The organism is Spirosoma endophyticum, assembly GCF_900112365.1.
GTDB lineage: Bacteria > Bacteroidota > Bacteroidia > Cytophagales > Spirosomataceae > Spirosoma > Spirosoma endophyticum.
On record NZ_FOLQ01000002.1, the window covers coordinates 630,653 to 651,637 of the forward strand.

Annotated in this window: 19 protein-coding genes; 11 read left to right on the forward strand and 8 right to left on the reverse strand. The window is 49.8% G+C overall.

Annotated features, from left to right (window positions below; translation table 11 throughout):
* Nucleotides 1–32: 32 nt before the first annotated feature.
* Nucleotides 33–416 (reverse strand): hypothetical protein, encoded by a 384-nt coding sequence (locus tag BM202_RS07605; protein ID WP_093824580.1) that lies wholly within the window; start codon nt 414–416, stop codon nt 33–35.
* A gap of 410 nt (nt 417–826) precedes the next feature.
* Here BM202_RS07605 and dusB point away from each other — a divergent pair, with 410 nt between their 5' ends.
* Both dusB and BM202_RS07615 read left to right on the forward strand, forming a co-directional pair.
* Nucleotides 827–1,816, forward strand: a complete 990-nt coding sequence (gene dusB / locus BM202_RS07610; protein WP_093824582.1) for a tRNA dihydrouridine synthase DusB — start codon at nt 827–829, stop codon at nt 1,814–1,816.
* Nucleotides 1,817–1,921: 105 nt separating this feature from the next.
* Nucleotides 1,922–2,419 carry a biotin/lipoyl-containing protein gene (locus BM202_RS07615; protein WP_093824586.1) on the forward strand — a complete coding sequence of 166 codons (498 nt, stop codon included), beginning with the start codon at nt 1,922–1,924 and terminating at the stop codon, nt 2,417–2,419.
* On the opposite strand, the gene dprA is transcribed toward BM202_RS07615, so the two are convergent.
* Nucleotides 2,416–3,528 (reverse strand): DNA-processing protein DprA, encoded by a 1,113-nt coding sequence (gene dprA / locus BM202_RS07620; protein ID WP_093824588.1) that lies wholly within the window; start codon nt 3,526–3,528, stop codon nt 2,416–2,418. The genes BM202_RS07615 and dprA overlap by 4 nt on opposite strands.
* A 180-nt stretch (nt 3,529–3,708) precedes the next feature.
* On the reverse strand, nt 3,709–4,095 hold the full coding sequence (locus BM202_RS07625) for a MerR family transcriptional regulator (RefSeq protein WP_245776561.1): 387 nt from the start codon (nt 4,093–4,095) through the stop codon (nt 3,709–3,711).
* Between the two features lie 165 nt (nt 4,096–4,260).
* On the opposite strand from BM202_RS07625, the gene alaS reads away from it, so the two are divergent.
* The 3 genes from alaS (at nt 4,261) to BM202_RS07635 (ending at nt 8,446) form a co-directional block, all read left to right on the forward strand.
* Complete coding sequence (alaS, locus tag BM202_RS07630) at nt 4,261–6,912, forward strand: alanine--tRNA ligase (RefSeq protein ID WP_093824592.1); 2,652 nt, start codon at nt 4,261–4,263, stop codon at nt 6,910–6,912.
* Nucleotides 6,913–7,023: 111 nt separating this feature from the next.
* A complete protein-coding gene (locus BM202_RS38145) occupies nt 7,024–7,182 on the forward strand; it encodes a hypothetical protein (RefSeq protein WP_245776562.1) in 159 nt (52 codons plus the stop codon).
* Nucleotides 7,166–8,446 (forward strand): amidohydrolase family protein, encoded by a 1,281-nt coding sequence (locus BM202_RS07635; protein ID WP_245776563.1) that lies wholly within the window; start codon nt 7,166–7,168, stop codon nt 8,444–8,446. The genes BM202_RS38145 and BM202_RS07635 overlap by 17 nt, the downstream gene beginning before the upstream one ends.
* A gap of 78 nt (nt 8,447–8,524) precedes the next feature.
* Here BM202_RS07635 and BM202_RS07640 read toward each other — a convergent pair whose 3' ends face one another.
* Nucleotides 8,525–10,012 carry a capsule assembly Wzi family protein gene (locus BM202_RS07640; protein ID WP_093824594.1) on the reverse strand — a complete coding sequence of 496 codons (1,488 nt, stop codon included), beginning with the start codon at nt 10,010–10,012 and terminating at the stop codon, nt 8,525–8,527.
* A 141-nt stretch (nt 10,013–10,153) separates the two neighbouring features.
* Between BM202_RS07640 and murI the strand changes: the two genes are divergently transcribed.
* The 5 genes from murI (at nt 10,154) to BM202_RS07665 (ending at nt 15,685) form a co-directional block, all read left to right on the forward strand.
* Complete coding sequence (murI, locus tag BM202_RS07645; protein ID WP_093824596.1) at nt 10,154–10,987, forward strand: glutamate racemase; 834 nt, start codon at nt 10,154–10,156, stop codon at nt 10,985–10,987.
* 288 nt (nt 10,988–11,275) lie between these two features.
* Nucleotides 11,276–11,851: an RNA polymerase sigma-70 factor gene (locus tag BM202_RS07650; RefSeq protein WP_093824598.1), complete on the forward strand. Its 576-nt coding sequence runs from the start codon at nt 11,276–11,278 to the stop codon at nt 11,849–11,851.
* Nucleotides 11,852–11,854: 3 nt separating this feature from the next.
* Complete coding sequence (locus tag BM202_RS07655; protein ID WP_093824600.1) at nt 11,855–12,928, forward strand: FecR domain-containing protein; 1,074 nt, start codon at nt 11,855–11,857, stop codon at nt 12,926–12,928.
* A gap of 56 nt (nt 12,929–12,984) precedes the next feature.
* Entirely contained in the window at nt 12,985–14,838 is a 1,854-nt protein-coding gene (locus tag BM202_RS07660; RefSeq protein ID WP_245776564.1) for an STN domain-containing protein, read from the forward strand.
* Nucleotides 14,839–14,947: 109 nt separating this feature from the next.
* Nucleotides 14,948–15,685: a head GIN domain-containing protein gene (locus tag BM202_RS07665; protein ID WP_093824604.1), complete on the forward strand. Its 738-nt coding sequence runs from the start codon at nt 14,948–14,950 to the stop codon at nt 15,683–15,685.
* A gap of 97 nt (nt 15,686–15,782) precedes the next feature.
* On the opposite strand, the gene BM202_RS07670 is transcribed toward BM202_RS07665, so the two are convergent.
* The 4 genes from BM202_RS07670 to BM202_RS07685 all read right to left on the reverse strand — a co-directional run bounded on the left by BM202_RS07670 (nt 15,783) and on the right by BM202_RS07685 (nt 19,708).
* The gene (locus tag BM202_RS07670) at nt 15,783–16,829 is read right to left on the reverse strand and encodes an MlaD family protein (protein WP_093824606.1); all 1,047 of its coding nucleotides are present in this window, start codon (nt 16,827–16,829) and stop codon (nt 15,783–15,785) included.
* Nucleotides 16,830–16,967: 138 nt separating this feature from the next.
* Nucleotides 16,968–17,726, reverse strand: a complete 759-nt coding sequence (locus BM202_RS07675) for an ABC transporter ATP-binding protein (protein ID WP_093824608.1) — start codon at nt 17,724–17,726, stop codon at nt 16,968–16,970.
* Nucleotides 17,727–17,840: 114 nt separating this feature from the next.
* Nucleotides 17,841–18,656, reverse strand: coding sequence for an MlaE family ABC transporter permease (locus BM202_RS07680; protein WP_093824610.1), 816 nt, complete (start codon nt 18,654–18,656; stop codon nt 17,841–17,843).
* Nucleotides 18,657–18,853: 197 nt separating this feature from the next.
* Nucleotides 18,854–19,708, reverse strand: coding sequence for a lytic transglycosylase domain-containing protein (locus BM202_RS07685; protein ID WP_093824612.1), 855 nt, complete (start codon nt 19,706–19,708; stop codon nt 18,854–18,856).
* A 390-nt stretch (nt 19,709–20,098) separates the two neighbouring features.
* On the opposite strand from BM202_RS07685, the gene BM202_RS07690 reads away from it, so the two are divergent.
* On the forward strand, nt 20,099–20,950 hold the full coding sequence (locus BM202_RS07690) for a CvfB family protein (protein ID WP_093824613.1): 852 nt from the start codon (nt 20,099–20,101) through the stop codon (nt 20,948–20,950).
* Nucleotides 20,951–20,985 lie beyond the last annotated feature (35 nt).

Below are 20,985 nucleotides of genomic sequence, written 5' to 3' on the forward strand. Positions count from 1 at the left end.
GGGGTTTGTCTTTTTAAATGGTTTGACGTCGGCTACGTGAAATCGCTAAGGACAAATACGTAGTCGCAGTAAAAACCAGGGTTAAATGTGTAAGACTGATGCCCATCTGCGTAGTACCATTCGACACGGCCTTGCTGGGTTTGGTAGAAATTTTCTCCAGCAAAAGCTCCTTCATAAACCATTAAGCGGGCCTTATCAACAAAATGTTCCTCAACCTTTCCAATATATCTCCCCTGTTTTGGATCATACCGAATAGGATAATTTCTTTGTGCGATTTCTTCACAGCGTTTGTGAGCCTGCATATAAAGCGACTTGATCGTGTGTGCTAAAATCTGTTCCTTATTAATGGGTTGAAAATCCCAGGGAGAGGAGGAGGCCGCCCTAACCGTAACTTTAAATTTAACCTGACTTGACATTTACTTGTAATCGGTATTTGTTAATTAGGAATCAATATAAGTGTGAAAGGTGTGTCAGTGTTGTATATATCTATGCTATTCATTAAATTATTAAAATTAAGATTAACTTAATCCAAGCTAGTGAGGAAGATGATCGTGTAGCGGTGATAAATCAGATTAACTTTGATTGTGGACCTCTTCACTAGCCATGAATAAATCCCGTCTGCAATCGGGTCGCGCTGTCAGGCGTTTCCTGTAAGCATACAAGGTCGTTCCTGAAATCTGAATCGGGAACCAATTCGGCTTCAGGATTGTGCTAAAATTCATATATTGTAACGTGTATCGATGCCGGGTTTAATAAACCAATACACGTAGCAGGAAACTCGAGTCGGTATTTTACGTACTGATATTATATCACATAAAACCACACAATGGTAACTATTGGCACTATTCAACTCCCGGATTTTCCGTTGTTGCTGGCTCCCATGGAGGACGTTAGCGATCCGCCATTTCGGGCGGTCTGCAAAGCCAACGGCGCCGATTTGATGTATACCGAATTCATCTCGTCGGAAGGTTTGATTCGCGATGCGGCAAAGAGCGTTCAGAAGTTAGATATTTTCGAATATGAGCGGCCTATCGGGATTCAGCTATTCGGTTCCGATGTAGAAACCATGGGCGAGTGCGCCCGAATTGCCACGGGGGCTAAGCCCGATTTAATTGATATTAACTACGGTTGTCCGGTTAAAAATGTGGCCTGCCGTGGGGCGGGGGCCGCTTTGTTGCAGGACATTCCGAAGATGGTCCGGATGACCGAAGCCGTCGTGAAAGCTACTCATTTACCCGTGACCGTGAAAACCCGGCTTGGCTGGGACGATAACACCAAAAACGTGGGTGAGGTAGCTGAACGCTTGCAGGATATTGGCATCAAAGCGTTGACGATCCACGGCCGCACGCGCGTGCAGATGTATAAAGGTGATGCCGACTGGACGCTGATCGGACGTATTAAAGATAACCCGCGTGTTCAGATTCCGATTTTTGGAAACGGCGATATTGATTCACCCGAAAAGGCGCTGGAATATAAAAACCGCTACGGCGTGGACGGCGTCATGATTGGCCGGGCGAGCATTGGGCATCCCTGGATTTTCAATGAAATCAAGCACTTCGCGCAAACGGGTGAGCACCTGGCCCCACCAACCATTGCCGATCGGGTAGCTGTATGCCGCCAGCACCTCGATTTTTCAATCCGCTGGAAGGGCGAAATCGTGGGACTGTTTGAAATGCGACGCCACTACGCTAACTATTTCAAAGGGTTACCTGATTTCAAACCTTACCGAATGAGGCTGGTGACGAATGATTCATACAGCGAAGTAAGCGCCATTCTGGACGAAATTGCCGAGCAGTATGCTGAAGTGTTTGCATGATTTACTATAATCGCCGGGTTAAAATCCGGTGCAGTGTAAGATTATTGCTATTACATTGCATCAGGTTTTAACCCGGCGACCTCATTACAGAGTCTCAGCAAGCATATGTATACCGCAAGCCTTAACAATCAGTCGTTAACCATTGATTTCGCCCCAGATGGTCCTACACTCAATGGCGAACCGTTCGTATGGGATTTGGCAAAACTCTCGGATCGGACGTTTCATATTATTCATCAGAATCGTTCCTACAATGCTGAAGTGCTAGACCTGAATGCGGCTGAGAAAACGGTTAGCCTGAAGATAAATGGTCATACTCACCAGGTTCAACTGAAAGATCGCTTTGATTTATTGCTCGAAAAAATGGGCATGAATAACGTAGCGAGCGCGAAGGTTAATAATCTGAAAGCACCCATGCCAGGTCTGATTGTGGGAATACCTGTTCAGGTTGGTGATGTAGTTGCTAAGGGCGATAGTATGCTGATTCTGGAAGCCATGAAGATGGAAAATCTGTTGAAAGCGTCCGGCGATGGAACGGTGAAAACTATCCACATCGCGAAAGGCGATCGGGTAGAGAAGGGCCAGGTACTTATAGAGTTTGCCTAAACATAGACAACGGCGTACTTCTTGCCGGGTAGCGAGCGCACAAATCCCCGAAACTCCAGATTGAGCAGGAGAGAGGCCATCCGACCCATTGGAATCTGGGTTTTCCAACTCAAATCGTCAATGTGCAAATCTGCCGATTGACGTAGTAAGGCCACAATCTGACTTTCTTCTTCGGTAATATCCACCGGCAACGCTGGTGCTACGTTCTTTTTAGATAGATGCTCACTGAGTTGATCCCAGTTGAGGGCTTCAATAATGTCTTTTGGGCTGGTGTAAATCTGCGCTTTGTTCTCCCGAATGAGTTTATTGCAACCCGCTGAAAAGGCCTGATTTAACTGACCCGGCACGGCGAATACCTCGCGGTGATAATTATTAGCGTATTCGGCCGTGATCAAGGCACCGCCTTTTGCGGCTGCTTCAACCACAATGACAGCATCGCTCAGGCCGGCAATAATACGGTTCCGTGCCGGAAACAGATGCGCATCGGGTTTGGTGCCGGGCAGGCTTTCCGTGAGCAAACCGCCCTGTACGAGCATTTCTCCGGCTGTTTTCTGGTGAACATTTGGGTAGATAATATCCAGTCCACTGGCCATCACACCGATTGTAGGCAAGTTGTTCGTTAAGCTGGCGCGGTGTGCGGCAATGTCGATACCATAGGCCAGACCACTAATAATACTTACCTCGTAAGGTACTACGGCTTCGATAATTTCAGCCGTAATACGTCGTCCGTAGTCGGTAGCCTGCCGCGTACCGACCAGACCAATCGTGCGGGATATGTTCAGATTTCCTGATCCCTGAAAATAGAGTAAGGCAGGCGCATCATAAAGCGTTTTCAGGCGGGATGGATAGTCCTTGTCGGTATAGAACAATGCCGTTGCGCCCAGCTTCTCCAGGCGTTTGATAACCTGATCGGCTTCCGTCAGAACACCGGGTTTCAGAATGGCGCGGGCTGTTACCTCCCCAATGCCGGGCACTTTCATCAGGCGGGCCAGGGGCGACCGGAACACGTCGGCTGCGGAACCGCAATAGCTAATCAGTTGTCGGATAAGAATACTCCCTACGCCGGGTACGAGCGTGAGCGCAATTTGATGTTGGGTGTCGGTGGGCACGAAAATCTAATCTGGTTTTGTAAGCGAAACAAAGGTCAATGATGACTTATGCAAGCTTACTGCTTTCTGATGGGAAAAACCAGTTTACCGATAAAAGAGGATGGAGATGAAATGGAAAATTCTCATTGAACAAACAATAATACGTATCGTAGCGGTATTCGCACCTTTGTAATCCAGTCATCAAGCCTCATTTTCCTGCGATATTTCCTCCTGCGGTTTATCCAGGTCCGCCCGCATCTTCTCCAGGAATTTCTTCAGTTTAGTCAGCTTGGCGATGTATTTGGCGTTTTCGCGCTGGCGATTATCCCGGTTGGTCAAAAACTCACGGGCACCTGGAATCGTGTATTTTTTTTGGTTGATCAGGTCCATGATTTCGGTCAGCAGGTCGATGTCGGCCTGCGTATAGACCCGGTCGCCGGAACGATTTTTCTTGGGCTGGAGCATGGGAAACTCCTTTTCGTAAAAGCGTAGTTTGGAAGCATTGATCTGAAATCGATCTGCCACTTCCTTGATACCATAGTATAGTTTGCCCGAATCTTCCATACGACAAACTTGCTGATGTTCCACGAAACCTGCAAGTTTTGGCGTAATTTTGCAAACATAGTCGACAGTCAATAGTCGACAGTCAATAGATAGTCGTTGGTTGGTAATCAGGTGTATCGCTTTGCACAAACGGCTTTAAGCTATTGACTGCTACTCTTGACGATCGACTCCTGACTATCGACTTTTTTTATGACTTCCCACGAAATACGGCGGCATTTTCTCGATTTCTTCCGCTCCAAAGGACACCTGATTGTTGCTTCGGCTCCGCTTGTCGCTAAAAACGACCCGACCCTGATGTTCAATAATTCGGGTATGGCGCAGTTCAAAGATTTTTTTCTTGGCAACGGGACGCCCCCGTCCAAACGCGTAGCCGATACGCAAAAATGCCTGCGCGTGTCGGGTAAGCACAATGACCTGGAAGATGTTGGTTTCGATACGTATCATCATACCATGTTCGAGATGCTCGGCAACTGGTCGTTTGGTGACTATTTCAAGAAAGAGGCCATTACGTGGGCGTGGGAATTGCTGACGGAAATCTATCAATTGCCCAAAGACCGGCTCTACGTATCGGTTTTTCAGGGTGATACAAAAGATAACGTCCCCTTTGATCAGGAAGCGTTCGATCTGTGGAAACCCATCGTTGGCGAAGACCGGATTATTTACGGTAACAAAAAAGACAACTTCTGGGAAATGGGCGACACGGGTCCGTGCGGCCCCTGTTCCGAAATTCACGTCGATCTCCGGTCGCCCGAAGAAGTGGCCGAAACGCCGGGTAAGGATCTGGTCAATGCCGATCACCCGCAGGTGGTTGAAATCTGGAACCTCGTGTTCATGCAGTTTAACCGCAAAGCCGACGGCTCGCTGGAGCCACTGCCCGCTCGTCATGTCGATACGGGGATGGGTTTCGAGCGCCTGTGCATGGGCATTCAGGGTAAAAAATCGAACTACGATACCGACGTTTTTTCGGGCACGATCAATGTCATCGAAGAACTGTCGGGCAAGAGCTATGAAGCGGGCAAAGGCATGACGGACGTAGCGATGCGTGTTATTGCCGACCATATCCGGGCTGTATCATTTGCCATTGCCGATGGACTGATTCCCTCGAACGCCAAAGCGGGTTACGTAATCCGACGGATTCTGCGTCGGGCCATTCGCTACGGGTATTCGTACCTGAACCTGACCAAGCCGTTCATGACCAAACTTGTGCCAACGCTAGCTGATCAGTTTGCTGATGTTTTCCCTGAGCTATACGCGCAACGTGATTTTGTAGCCACCGTCATTCGGGAAGAAGAAATCTCTTTCCTGCGGACGTTAGGAACGGGTCTGGTCCGTCTCGATCAGATCATTGGCGACCTGAAAGGCGCGAAAGTTATTCCCGGCGAAACCGTTTTTGAACTGAATGATACGTTCGGTTTTCCGGCCGACTTAACGGCGCTGATCGCCCGTGAAAAAGGACTGAGTATCGACGAAGCGGGTTTCCAGAAAGCCCTTCAGGAGCAGAAAGCCCGGTCGCGGAAAGATGCTACGTCGTCGGCAGGTGACTGGATCGAACTGGCGGAAACCGACAAAATTGAGTTCGTTGGTTACGATCAACCCGAAGCCTACGCCCAGATTGTGAAGTACCGCAAGATTCAGAACAAGCAGGGGACGCAGGTACAGGTCGTGCTCGACAAAACGCCATTCTATGCTGAATCGGGCGGTCAGATTGGCGATACCGGTACGTTACGGCTGTTCGCGGGTTCGGATGAAATCGGAACGTTGACCGTACTGGATACGAAGAAAGAAAACGACCTGACGATCCATATCGTTGAGAACATTACGGGCATTGACGAGCTGCTAACTGAAGCTGATTCCGTGTATGCCGCGATCAATACAGCTCGCCGGGGTTTGATTGCGAGTAACCACTCGGCTACGCATTTGCTGCACTCGGCGCTACGTAAGGTGCTGGGAAATCACGTAGCACAGAAAGGTTCGTACGTGGGTCCCGATGCGCTACGCTTTGACTTCTCGCACTTCAGCAAAGTGACCGACGAGCAACTGGCCGAAGTGGAACGGATTGTGAATGAGAAGATTCGGGAAGATATCAAGCTCGATGAGAAACGTAACGTCCCTATTGCCGAGGCTAAAGAATTAGGAGCTACGGCCTTGTTCGGGGAAAAGTACGGTGATTTTGTTCGTGTCATTACGTTCGATCCCAATTACTCCGTCGAGCTTTGCGGAGGCACCCACGTTCCGGCAACGGGCCACATTGGTTTGTTCAAATTCACCGGAGAAGGCTCTGTTTCAACGGGTGTTCGGCGGATTGAAGGAAAAACCTCCGCTGGTGCCGAAGCCCTGGTGAACGAGCAAATGGCCGTAATAACCGAACTGAAAGAGTTGTTGAAGGCGCCCAAGGACGTAGTGAAAGCCGTGAAAGCGCTGATGGACGAACGTAGTGCCTTGCAAAAGCAGGTCGAAGTATTGCAGAATGAGAAAGTGCAGCAGTTGAAAACACAACTGCTGGATAAGATCGAAGCCGTTAACGGACATTCTCGACTGGTTGAGAAAGTCGACGTACCCTCGGCTGATGCCTTGAAACAACTGGCTTATGACCTGAAAGCAAAAGTTGACAACCTCGCCGTCGTACTTGGCGCCGACATCAACGGCAAGCCGCAACTCGCCGTAATGCTCCCCGACTCGCTCATTCAGGGTAAGAATCTGAACGCGGGGCAAGTTGTGAAAGAACTGGCCAAAAACATCAAAGGCGGTGGTGGTGGCCAGCCATTTTTCGCTACGGCGGGCGGCACCGATTCATCGGGATTAGATGCTGCACTGGCGCAGGGGAAAGAATTATTAGGGTAAAGCTGTTAGATTATTACGCAGAGATGCACGGAGATTTATAATTATCTCTGTGCATCTTTTTTTCTTTGTGTCACAATTCTTTGTCAGAAATTTTATCGTTAAAACTTTACTATGCGAATCCTTCTTCCTCTATTACTTCTGGTCGCCACGCTTAACGTCACTGTTGCCCAGAAGCAAAACGTTGATGTACTCATCAAGTCGGGTTCGCTGATTGACGTTCGAACGGGGAAAATTCTGCCGAAGAAAATTATTGTTGTTCAGGGAAAATAAAATTCTGGGTGTTTTCGATGAAGCAAAGAGCAAGGATTTTCAGGCCAAGACAGTCGTAGATGCAAGTGGGAAATTTATCATTCCGGGACTCTGGGACATGCACGTCCATTTTGGCGGTGGCGATACGCTCATCGAGGAGAATAAAAACCTGTTCCCGCTGTACATCGCTCACGGCATTACGGGCATTCGCGATGCCGCTGCCGACCTAAGTACGTCGGTGTTGCAATGGCGCGATCAAATTGCGAAAGGGGAATTGGCTGGTCCTACTTTATTCACATCTGGCCCCAAGCTGGAAGGCTACAAATCAAGTTGGGTGGGCGATATTGAAGTCAGTACACCCCCCGAAGTCGACAAGATGCTCGATTCGCTGCAAGGGCTGAAAGTCGACTTTGTGAAGATCACGGACAACACCATCAAGCCGGATATTTATCTGTATATTCTGCAGGAGGCTAAAAAACGGAGCATGAAAACCTCGGGACACGTACCATTTGCGCTAACGATGGACGAAGTGTCGTCGGCGGGATTGGGTTCCGTGGAGCACATGAGCTACGTGCTCAAAGCGGGTTCAACGCGCGACAAGGAAGTTGCCGACAAGGTGAGGAGGGGGCAACTTACAGCCCGGTTGGCGTCGCCCATGGTCATGCAAAGTTTTGATGAAGCTACTGCGTTGGCGGTATATAAACGAATGGCAAAAAACGGTACGTTCGTGGTGCCAACGTTAAATATCAGTCGCACAGTGGCGTATCTGGATCAGGATAATCACCAGAACGATACGTATCTGCAATATATCGGGCAAGGCTTGAAAAATACCTATGCCTGGCGAGTGAGCCGGGTGGCTAAAGACGACGCAAATGCCATTGCTGACCGCCATGCTGTCTATGAAAAATCGAGTTCATTGCTGCCTCTTTTGCAAAAATCGGGCGTGACAATTATGGCCGGAATCGATGCTGGTTTTCTAAATTCCTACGTGTATCCAGGCCTGGGACTTCACCACGAACTTGGCTATTTCGTGAAAGCGGGCTTGACGCCGTTGCAGGCCCTCCAGTCGGCGATTATTCCAGGCCCTGTTTTCCTGAAAAAGACGGCGCTATATGGTGATATTGCTCCCGGAAAAAGCGCTGACATTGTGTTGCTTGACAGAAATCCACTGCTTGATATTTCGGCTACTCAGGCGATTAACACGGTTGTTCTTCGGGGCAAGGTGTATGATCGAAACGCGCTTGATGCGTTGTTGGCCGATGCGAAAAAGAAAGCCGGTAAGTAGGTCAATAACACCGGGTTGAAACCCGGCGCAATGTATCTGTCTTGTCAATTACACCGAGTTTTAACCCGGTACCTCTTATCACCAGCTCATTCTCAATCCAATATAGCCCCCAACGGCATTGCTGTACAAGTCGCCGTTATCTACCGATAATTTGGTTACAAGGGCCATATTACTCCAGCGCGAAATCGGAATTTGAGCCGAAATTAACCCCGAAAATTGAGATGGGTAGTCTGTGCTTGTGGATGGATCCCGGAAGGTTCCGTAATTTTTGCTGTACGAAGTGCGAACTAGAAATGTTGATTTTCGATACACCGCTTGTAAGCCGACGTACCACATATTCACGCGATTGTTAGGGAAGTATTGCTCGTTGGGCAAGGGGAATTTCTTGTCGAAATCCTGACCGGGCGCAATGAAAGGGGTGCCGATTGTTCGTCCGAAATACGACCAGCCTTCGGTGTACTGGCTATGATTGTAATAATTGTCGCCCCCCTGGTAACTACTGCCTGGAATGTTAAACGTAGGCGCGGTCTGGTTTTTAGTCGTCAGAAACTCAACATTTAAGCGGGTTACGCGGAAAGCTGCCGGTTGTTCGGGTGTAAAGGCGCAACTCAATCCCCAGAGCCCATCCGGCATATTTAAAAATACAATGCCCGATACGTCCTCGTAGGCATGCTGATAATAGGCCATAAATTTATGACCTGCTGTCGTGAACTCAGCTCCGAAATCAATACTCCCAACGCTATTTCCGACGCGGTAACTGTCAAAATCGGTGTAGCCCGCTACGTTGCCCCAGTCCTTAGGTGTGTAAGAAAACACAACGTATTTATAAAAACTCCAGTCGGATGGGAAATAGCCATTCGCGTCGGCGATGTCGGGTCGTTGTTTTAAGTAGTCAGCATGACCAGCCCATTGAACCTGATGATTGACGCCCGCGTAGAATTTAAACGACGAAGCTGGTTTGCCGAAGCGCAGGTACAGGTATTTCTGATGAAGACGAACATCCTGAAGATAGGGCACATTAAACCAGCCGTGCGCAAAACCCGCGTTGACCGCTAGAAAATCTTTTGTAAAATGAAGGGGTGCATAGCCTACTGTGCCAATCTGTAGTTTGGGAATAGGCAGCGAATTTCCAGAAACAGCATAAAAACCAGACGATAACGTAGTGTCCCCTAAACCTATTACCTCTCGTCGTCGGCCAATGTAAAGCTCGATGGCTTTGAATCTGATTTTAAGCTGGGCTTCCGGCAACAGTACCTTTAGTTTGTCATTCCTGTCGTACGTTAGCACCGGATTCAGAGTAAATCCCCAACTGAATTTTTGTGTATGGGTGGAGTCCGGTTGCGCATAGGATTTCCAGAAGGCAGCCTGAAAAAGACCAGCCGGTGCCTGATTGGGAACGATACCGTATTGGTTGGTACGTAGCCAGAACGGCGTGACTGACTCCGATGAGAGAATACTGCCAGCTTCTACTTCGCCGTGAAAAACTGACCGTTGCTGACAGATGACTGTCGAATAAAAGCCAAAAATAAATAGCGCCAAAAAAGCGCAGGGGCGTAAGCCTGACATGCGGATAGAGGAAACGACGGATACGTAGTGGTTAAATGGTGAAGATAGGACTGTTCAGGTTGTTTTTGATGTTAATAGTAAGTGATTGTTTTGGTTTCTCAAATTTTTGGTGTCAACAAGCTATCTACCGTACATTTGGGCATGACTCAGCCCATTGGCGTCTTCGATTCAGGCTACGGTGGCCTGACTATCCTGCGCGATATTGTCCGTAAACTCCCGCAATACGATTACGTGTATCTGGGCGATAATGCCCGGACGCCCTACGGCACCCGCTCCTTCGACACGGTTTATCACTACACACGGGAATGTGTCCAGCACTTGTTCGAAGCGGGTTGCCGACTCGTTATTCTGGCCTGCAACACGGCTTCTGCCAAAGCACTACGTAACATTCAGCAACTGGACCTGCCGACTCTGGCACCCGGACTGGATGGTCCGGATCGTCGGGTGCTGGGCGTTATCCGGCCCACGACCGAAGTGATCGGGAATTATTCGAAAACGGGTTATGTGGGTATTCTGGCGACGCGGGGAACTGTTACGTCGGAGTCGTATGTGGTTGAAATAGAGAAGTTTTTTCCTGACCTGGCCGTCTTCCAGGAAGCGTGCCCTATGTGGGTGCCCCTGGTCGAAAACGGTGAATATGCGAATCCCGGTGCTGACTACTTTGTTGAGCAGCACGTAAACCGCCTGATGGCTCAATCGCCGGAAATTGATACGTTATTGCTGGCTTGCACACATTACCCACTGTTGCTCGACAAAATTCGGGAGGCCGCCCCCCCAAATATAACGATTTTGAGTCAGGGGGGCATCGTGGCGGATAGTTTGGTTGATTACCTGAGTCGCCATCCTGAAATTGATGCGCAATGCAGCAAACATGGCCAACGTTCGTTTCTAACCACCGACTCAACCGACGACTTCGACCGGCAGGCAACCATTTTCTACGGCGAACCGGTTCGGTCGAGTCATCTGGCGTTGTAGCTAGGTCTTCGTTGTTACTCGTCAAAGGCAAGCGAAAACAGTAAATAGGATTATTGTCCACAGAGGCACGGAGAACACAGAGTTTAAAAATGTATTCTCTGTGTTCTCCGTGCCTCTGTGGACAAGCTTGTTTTTAGACCAGCCCTGAATGGAAATTTACTCACTGATAAATTTATTTCAGAGCTGCGTAGGGGTATACCGATGGATAAGTGTCATAGAGCTGACCAAGCGTGTCTTCAGCCAAAAATGATAGCTTTATAACCTCCTATCATCCACCAATCTATTGCAGTGCCACCGATTGAGCAGGACATACTGGCGGCCATCCGACATGGCAATGAACAGGCGTTTGAGTCCGTATTCCGACAATATTATGCGTCCTTGTGCCGCTATGCCCTACAATTACTAGCTGACCCCGATGAGGCTGAGGAGGAAGTACAGGGTATGTTTCTGGTTCTCTGGGAAAAGCGAGACGGGATATTTATTACGACGTCCTTAAAATCATACCTTTATCGGGCGGTGCATAATCGTTGTCTGAACCGAATAAAACACGTAGCAGTTCGCGAGGAGCATCGGGAACATATTCGTTACGTTGGCCATGATACGGCGGAGTCGCCGGTGCAGACGCTGATTGGCGATGAACTTTCTGACCGACTACAACGTGCCATTCAGAAATTACCTGAACAGTGTCGGCTGGCGTTTACGCTGAGTCGATTTGACGAATTGAAATACCAGGAAATTGCGGACCAATTAGGGATTTCTATCAAAACGGTTGAGAATCAGATTGGTAAGGCCCTTCGCATTTTACGTACTGAATTGAGCGATTATTTACCTATTTTAGTCATGTGGCTGCTAAGTTACTCCTGAACAATGGCCGACCAACAATCCATAGATGACGCCCTGCTGGGCAAGTTTCTGGCGGGCGAAACCGATCCGGCCGAAACGGCGCGGGTGCGGCAGTGGCTTGCCAGTCGTCCCGGTGCGTCGGAGCCTGGCCACGATGATTTTGAGAAATTTGAACGTATCTGGGAAGCGGCTGGAGAGCCATCTGCTACGTCTTCCGGCGCATCAACGGTTGATACGAATGCTGCCTGGCGAAAGGTACAGCAGAAAATAAAAACGGTTGATCGGAAACCGGTTACCAAATCGGAACCTGTTATCAAACCACTGCCGGTTCAACGTAATGATCGTCGGGTAGGTGAGTATCAACCGCTGTGGCGGTTGGCCGCTTTTCTGGTCCTGGTGGCGGGTATGGGTTGGTTAACCTTCCGGCTTCAGTTTATGAGCAAGGATCATCCGGACCGGAATATGGTAACGCTCACGACAAATGAGCAGAAGATCAGCAAGATACTACCTGATGGAACCCGAATTTTACTGAATCGCCACTCGACGCTACGTTACCCCGCCACCTTTGCCGACGAACGACGGGAAGTTGCCTTAACCGGTGAGGCTTTTTTCGACGTAACGCCCGATGCTACGCGTCCGTTCCGGATTCAGGCGCGCAAAAATGTGGTACAGGTATTGGGCACATCGTTTAGCGTTCGGGCTTATGATGCGAATGTGAGTGTGGCTGTTCAGACGGGGAAAGTTCGGTTTTCAGGCGGTAAAAAAGCTGTTTTGCTGACCAAGAATCAGCAGGCAACCTTCGAGGCTTCAGTCGATACGATCTGTCGGGCAATGCTCCTGTCTCAGAATGCCTTTGCCTACAAAACCGGCCAGTTGGTATTTGACAAAGAACCGCTGCGTGACGTTGTACAGGCCATTAATCAGGTTTATAATGCGGATGTCCGGCTGGCAAACACCCAGCTTGGCAATTGCCGCCTGACCACCCGTTTCAACAAAACATCCCTGGAAACGGTGTTGGCAGTTACGGCCGAAACGCTTGGTTTGCATGTCCGACACGAAGGGAAACAGGTAATTTTGGAGGGAGCTGGTTGTCAGTGAATAGGGGGAAACGGGCAGATGGCTGTCTCAGAGGAAAACCATCTGCCATGAGTATCATGCGTTATTTAGTTAGTCTGGTTTGCTTCTTCACAATCGGTCAACTGCTGGCTCAGTCAACGCCCCCGCTCGACCGGTTGATTTCAGTCGATATTCGAAACGAGAAGGTCGAAAATGCGCTCCGTCAAATTAGTAATGCCGGACGTTTCGACTTTTCATATAGCGCAACGATCCTTGAGGGCAACGCGCTCGTAACGATCCGACTCACCAATGTTCCCGTTCGCGATGTATTGAATCGGGTATTCCAGAATCGGGTGACGTTTAAATCGCGGGGAAACCACATTATTCTGCTACGTGCCGAACGGCCTGAGACTGCGCCTAAGAACTTCTTGCTCGACGGCTATATTCTGGATGAGCAAACAGGTGAGCGGATTGCTCAGGCCAGTATTTTCGAGAGAACAACGTTGGCGTCTACCGTTAGCAATCCATTTGGGTACTATCGGCTTCGGCTCCCGACGAATCTGCCTTCGGTTCGTTTAGACGTTCGCAAGCGGGATTATCTGGGCGAGACGGTCATTATTCGGTCCCGGCTTCCTCATTCGCTGAGCATCCGAATGACACCCCAGCCACTCAACACATCGACGGTACAAGCCCTGCCGCCCATTCGGGTTACGGAAGATACGCTTCAACCGGTGGGAGGACTGGCTACGGTTGCCGTCGAAATGCCAACGCTGCCTGCTGATTCGACTCCGCAGCAACGGCCCATATCCATTCTTGATAAAGGGCGGGATGGCATCACGCGTTTGTTTGTGTCGGCGCAGCAGGCGATTCACGATGTGAACCTCAACCGGGATACACTCTACCGCGATTGGCAGGTGTCGTTTTTGCCGTTCATTGGCACCAACCTTCGCCTGAGCGGACGGATCAGTAATCGTATTTCGGTGAATGCACTGGTCGGTTATTCGTTTGGCGTACGGGCGTTTGAAATCGGTGGGTTAATGAACCTCGTTCGGGCCGATGTGCGGGGCGTACAGGCGGGCGGGCTGGCGAACATCATTGGTGGAAAGGTCAATGGCGTACAGGTTGGTGGCCTCATCAACTATGTAAATCAGGATGTGCAGGGCGTGCAGGTCGGTGGGTTGGTTAATACCATTGGGCAGTCGCTGGATGGGGCACAAATCGCTGGCTTGGTCAACTATACGAATCAGGCTGTGGACGGGGTACAGATAGGCGGCCTCATCAATACGGCAGGGCAGTCCGTTAAAGGTGTCCAACTGGCGGGGCTAGTCAATTATGCGCAGCGCGATGTCAAAGGCTGGCAGATCAGCGGTATCCTTAACCGGGCTAGACACGTATCGGGTGGCCATCAGATCGGTCTGATCAACATCGCCGACTCGGCCGGAAATGTACCCATCGGCTTGATCAGCTACGTAAGAAAAGGCGGTTTTCAACGGTTTGAGGTCGGCTCTGATGAGGTTAATCTGCTCAACGTGACCGTACGTACGGGTGTGCGACGTCTCTATAATATCCTGACGGCGGGCTATAGTTTTGAGCGCGAAGGTAGCCCTGGCATGAGCGCTGGCTATGGACTTGGAACGGCCTTTGTGCTATCGCCAAAAACACTGTTCACGCTGGAAGGGACGTATCACCATCTGTTTAATTTCAATAAGCCATTCACTGATGAGTGGAACAGTCAAATTCGGCTGAGCACACTGGTTGAAACCAAACTCAGTCGGCATATGGCGCTGGCGTTCGGCCCCTCCGTTAACTGGTACTTTAGCAGCGATGGCACTGATCGCCCGCTCATTCAACCCGCAATCCCGCTCTTTTCCGATCGTACGGATTCCTTCAGCAATGCTCGCCACTGGGGGTGGATTGGCTTTCATATCGGCCTGCGTTACGGAAATTTGTAGCATTGGGCTCGCTGCCTGTTGAGCCCTGAAAAATGATATAAAAAATCGTTCTTCCAATAGGGGTACTTGCCAAAACGGTTGTCATGACTGAGAAACAACGTACACAGACATGAACACAACCAAAATTACGCAACGGAAATCTACTCTTTTTTACACGGTTGGCCTTCTTATCGTACTGCTCAACCTGGCGGGATGCTCGCTGAAACGGGAGGATGCAGGACCCTATCAGGGTGATCAGCAAACCTACGCTTTCACTGACTTCGACCGGATCGATATGGGCAGTGCCTTCATTATTACGGTGCAACAGGGCACTACGTATGGTGTTACGGTTGAAGGCGACCGACGGAATCTGAATGACTTACAGGTATATACGCGAAATGGTACGCTCATGGCGCAATACCGGGTTGCCCGGCGTCGGGAATATCAAACTTCATTCACGATTACCATGCCGACCCTGCGGAGCGTAGATTTTTCGGGAGCCAGTCGGTCTACCATAACCGGGTTTTCGAACCTGAACACGCTGGACGTTACGTTGTCGGGCGCTTCCGAATGTCAATTTACCGGGCAGGCTACAGGAACGAATGTGAAGCTATCGGGCGCATCCGTATTGCGTTTAAGTGGACAGGGAACGGCCTTGTCGGCTGATTTATCAGGGGCGTCACTTTTACAGGCTTTCGGTTATCTGGTTGATAATGTGGGTCTTGACGCTTCAGGGGCCAGCAACGCGAATGTTAACGTAGCATCCGCTCTGGTTGTTGATGCCAGTGGCGCCAGCAACATCCGTTATCGGGGTAAACCTACTGTGCAACAGCGGGTAAGCGGAGCCAGTACGGTGCAGAATGACTGATAAAGAAAACGCCGGGTTAAAACCCGGCGCAATGCAATGGAGATAATAAACTGCACTAGGTTTTAACCCAGTGAGAATGAAAAAATACTTTTATGTTCTACGGTTTCGCAGCTGCGATACTATCTGCTGTTGCCTTCGCGGCTGCTTTGTTTTGTTTCTTGAAGAAACCACGTAGCAGAAAATTACTTTGAGCCGCTTTTAAATCCTGATTGAGCAACGCACTACCCTGGCTCAGGTTATTGATTGTCGTACGTAAATTTTTGGCGGTTTCCTGATCGGTAAGTAACACGCCCAGCGGACTATTCGTGTTATTGAGTTTCTCGGATGCCTTATTAAGATTTTCGGAAGTTTTGGTGAGTGTTTCAGACGCTTTGTTCATATTGCCAACGGTCTGACTCGCCGAACTGGCTGTATTTTCGAGCTGGGCCGCTGAACGGCTCAGACGTCGGAACACGGTAGTGTCCGTAACTAACTCGTTGGCCAAGGTGCCTTTGGTATTTAATCTGGCGGCAAACTGCGATACCGAACCCGTTATTTTTGTGGTATTATCCGAGGCACGTTCCAGGTTCTTCATTGCCTTTTTAAAGTTTTCGGCCACCATCGAATCAGTCAGTACAGCGCCCACCGTTCCTTTCCCACGTTTGAGATTGCCAACCAGTTCTTTAAAGTCGTTGGTGACACGTAGCAAATTGTTGTTGTTTTCCTGAAGCGTTGCCATGATCTGATCTGAACTCAGGGCTTCGGACGTCTTAAGCCGGTCGCCATCATCCACTTCGGGGTGACTGGTAGTGCCGCCTGCAATCACAACGATTTTGTTCCCAATCAACCCATCGGAGCCGATACTGGCACTGGCATCTTTTCGAATATATTGTTGCGAACTCTGTTCAACGCTCAAATCTACTTCTACCTGCGCATTGCCAAAGAAACTGATCCGCTTCACGGTGCCAATCTTAACGCCTGAAAACCAGACGTTATTTCCTGCTTTAAGTCCTCCTACATCCTTGAAAACGGCGATAAGTTTGATGCTCTTGGTAAAGCGTTTCTGCTGCCCCCCCAGCACAAACACCCCGGCTACGAAAATCAGAATTCCCGCCAGAACAAAAATGCCGACGATAACGGAGCGTCTAGTTGATTCGGTACTCATAAGTAGTCAATAATCAGGAGTCGTTAGTTGATACGGGGCCGCCCGTGCGGTCGTTGTCTGGCTAGTTAATATTAGTAAGCAGCTATCATCTGAGATACTGCTACCGACTCTTGACTAACTATTGACAACTTATTCTGTTTAATTCACGAATTTGTAATTATAAAATTGTTGGATGCGCTCGTCGGGATCGGCAAAGACCTCATCGAACGTACCAACCCGCTCGAACTTACCGTCAAGCAGCATGGCTACACGATCACCGGTGGTTTTGGCACAGGTCAGATCATGGGTGATGATAATGGACGTTGCTCCTAATCGTTCGCGCACATCATTGATCAGGTTATTAATTTCGATACTGGTAATCGGGTCCAGACCAGCCGTTGGTTCATCGTAGAGCATAATCTCTGGTTTCAGAATCAGCGTCCGGGCAATACCAATACGTTTTCGTTGCCCACCCGACAGTTCAGAGGGCATCTGGTTGATTGTCTGCGACAGACCAACGTCGGCCAGCGCTTTTTCAACCGCTTTGTTGATGTCGTCGCGGCTCAGATTCCGAACGTTCCGAACCAGTGGAAACTCCAGATTCTCCCGAATGCTCATGCTGTCGTATAAGGCACTGCTTTGAAATGAGAACCCAACTTTTTGGCGAAACTCATCCAGCTCTTTACCCTGCAACGTCTCAACATCCTCCCCGAGGATAATGACACGTCCGGCATCTGGCTTGAGCAGACCGACCATTATTTTTATCAACACCGACTTCCCCGTACCTGACCTGCCCAGAACGGCCACGTTTTCGCCCCGTTTTACTTCCAGGTCAACGCCCCGTAGTACGTGCAGACTACCAAAGGATTTTTTCAGTCCTTTGATGCTGATAACTGTTTCTGTTTTCTCGTCTGCCATAGTTAAAAAGCGAAACCGGGCCGCCGGTGCGGAGTAAAAGAGCGGCTGGCGGGTTTTGTTTGCACTTTCACTGGAACGCCAGCGCGGTCTTTCGTTCGTTTACTCATTCTAGTTTCAACTTCCCCGGATTGCGCCGACAATCTGGAGGGAGAGTAATTCTTCGATAAATACCAGGAACATCGCCGTTACCACAGATGAGTTGGCCGCCTTCCCAACGCCTTCGGTTCCTTTCGATGAATGGTAGCCTTTGTAGCAGCCGACCATACCGATGGTAAAGCCAAACACGATTGATTTAAGGATGGATGCAAAAATATCCAGGTACGTAATAGCACCAAATACTTCCTGTATATAAGACGTAAAACTGGTCTGCTCATTCTGACTGACGTTGATGTAGGCCCCAATCAAGGCTACAAAAATGGTGTACATCGTCAATAAGGGAATGGTGATCGACGTAGCGATTACCCGGCTGACAACCAGAAACTTGAACGGGTCGGTGCCGGATACTTCCATCGCGTCGATCTGTTCCGTTACGTTCATTGACCCTAATTCGGCCCCGATGCTTGACCCCACTTTCCCGGCGGCTATCAGGGCGGTTACAAGCGGTCCCAGAGCCCGCACAATAGCGATAGCAATCAGCGATGGTAGCCAGGACGTAGCCCCGAAGTCAGCCAGCGACGGGCGCGACTGATTCGTGAATACAATGCCCGTAATGAAACCCGTTGTGGAAATCAGCAACAGCGACCGGAAACCGACCTCGTAGCATTGCCTCACAATTTCTTTGAATTCGTAGGGAGGCAGGAGGGCTTCCCGAAAGAAACGACCAATAAAAGAGGCCACATCGGCCAGCGCCAGAAAAAATCGGTCAACCCCTCGGGTAACGACGGGTCTGCCAGAGGCCTCGTTTGTAGGTTTAGTCGCGTCAGATTGCATTCAACTACTGGAAAGAGTGCCGATCAGTTAGTCAGCTGTACCCTATTAACTGATTTGTGAGGCTGGGGTTTTAATTTGACAAAAGTAGCCTAATCTAAATAGCTTTTGACCCCCATACTGGCTGATAAACCGGAAAACAAATAGCCGGGCGAAATGGGGAGCACCCTCGTCCGGCTATTTATTTTGGTAAGCTAAAACTAGGCCACCCTGTACCAGGGATTCGCTGGCCACAGCCGAAATGCTGTTTGCTCGGCGGGAGCTGGCAATAGAAACGATGAATAATCATCCGGGCGCGACATTACTTCTTTGTAGAGTAGCACCCGATAGAGATAATAGCGGGTTTCGCGGGGTAAACGCATGCTGTAGTAATCGCGATGGTCTTGCCGCTTAAACTGATTTTTCATGTACCCCGGTCCGGCATTGTAAGCCGCTGCGACTAATGACCACGAACCCAACTGGTTGTACAAAGTTCGGATGTAGCGACAGGCGGCTTCGGTGGCTTTTTGAACATTGAAGCGTTCGTCCGTGCGTTTGCTCACCTTCAGACCAAGCGCACGGGCTGTGCCGGGCATCAGTTGCCAGTAACCAGCCGCTCCAGCCCGCGAAATGGCTTTCGGACGCAGGGCACTTTCGGCCAGGGGTACGTAGCGGAAATCGTCCGGGATGTCGTATTTATCCAGAATGGGATCAATGATCGGGAAAAAGGCTTCGGCCCGCTGACGAAGGTTGCCAAGGTCGCTGATGTGGGGGCGGAACAGCGTAAAAACGTGCTTCCAGCGATCAACTACGTCGGTTTGGTCGAGCGGCAGGCATTCGCCACAGAAATCAACATCGAGCAGCGGAAGATCGGGCGCATTGGCGGCCAGGGGCATCATCGCATGCGTCACCTGGGAGGCTGTTGCATCAGCCTGAGTAACTCCCGACTGAGGTAGTTCAGGACGAACCACTACGTTGATTTTGGCTGGAGTACGATTGAAAATTGAGGATGCGCTGAGGAGCGGAGCGGCAGTAAACTTAGCGGCAACTGCGACGGCCGGACGTACGGCGGCCATCAATAATGAAATTCCAACACACTTTAACAAAACTCATTCTGGATGGTATTAGGTTTAAAACGACTAAGGTGCGCGTATTAGTGCCTTGATAATCAATGTTATATATGAAAGCTCTTCATATGACATCCGACGTATAAACCTATCTGACTGCAAACAAACTGACACTCACATCCTTACGGTAGCAAACTATTTTTCATGTACAAGAGGCTGTAGGCGTCAAAAAAAGCATTGGGCGCGTAAGCCAGATTGTTTCTCTTTTCCGGCTTTGCTAGCCAGCAAAGCCGTACCCCAAAGCGGGTGGTACGGCTAAAAATTCATAACTTTCGGCCAGGCGGCTAGCTCCGGCCGGTCCGCTGTTGCGGTGCCGTTCGCGGAAGCTTTTAGTACTTTATGATTGACATCGGACGAATTAATACCCTTACGGCCCTTCGCGAAACCAGCGTTGGCTTCTTTCTTGGCGACCTATCGGATCGCAAAACCCAGGATTTTGGCAACGACATTTTGCTGCCTAACAAATACGTTCCCGACACACTCGCCATCGACGATGACATTGACGTATTCGTCTACACTGATTCCGAAGATCGGCCCATTGCCACTACATTAACGCCCGCCGTCCAGCGGGATGAGTTTGCTGCCCTGAAAGTAGTTGCCGTTTCCAGTGCCGGTGCGTTTCTGGACTGGGGGTTGGAAAAAGACCTGCTGGTGCCACATCGTGAACAGAGCCGTCCAATGCAAGTTGGTGAGTGGTACGTCGTGTTTATGTATCTGGACAAGAGCACAAACCGGTTGGTGGGATCGACCAAGATCAGTCGCTTTCTTGACCCCGACGTACGCGATCTGGTCGTGGGCGATGAGGTGCAACTACTGGCCTACGAAACCACCGATCTTGGTATGAACGTGATCATCAATAACCGCTACAAGGGCCTGGTGTATGCCAACGAAATCTTCCGAACGGTACGTCCCGGCGACCCGCTGATCGGCTACATCAAGAACATCCGCGACGATGGTCTTATTGACGTGAGTTTACAGAAAGCTGGTTTCGAGAATGTCGAACCAAATGCCCGGCGCATTCTGGCGACACTTAAATCAGAAAACGGGTTTCTCCCCTTGACGGACAACAGCCCGCCCGAAGAAATCTACAAAACGCTGGAAATGAGCAAAAAGACGTTCAAGAAAGCCATTGGTACGTTATACCGCGAGCGAAAGATTGTGCTGGAAGAAAAGGGCATTCGGCTGGTGTAACGATCAGACGTTTTTTTTGTCGTTATCTGAATACT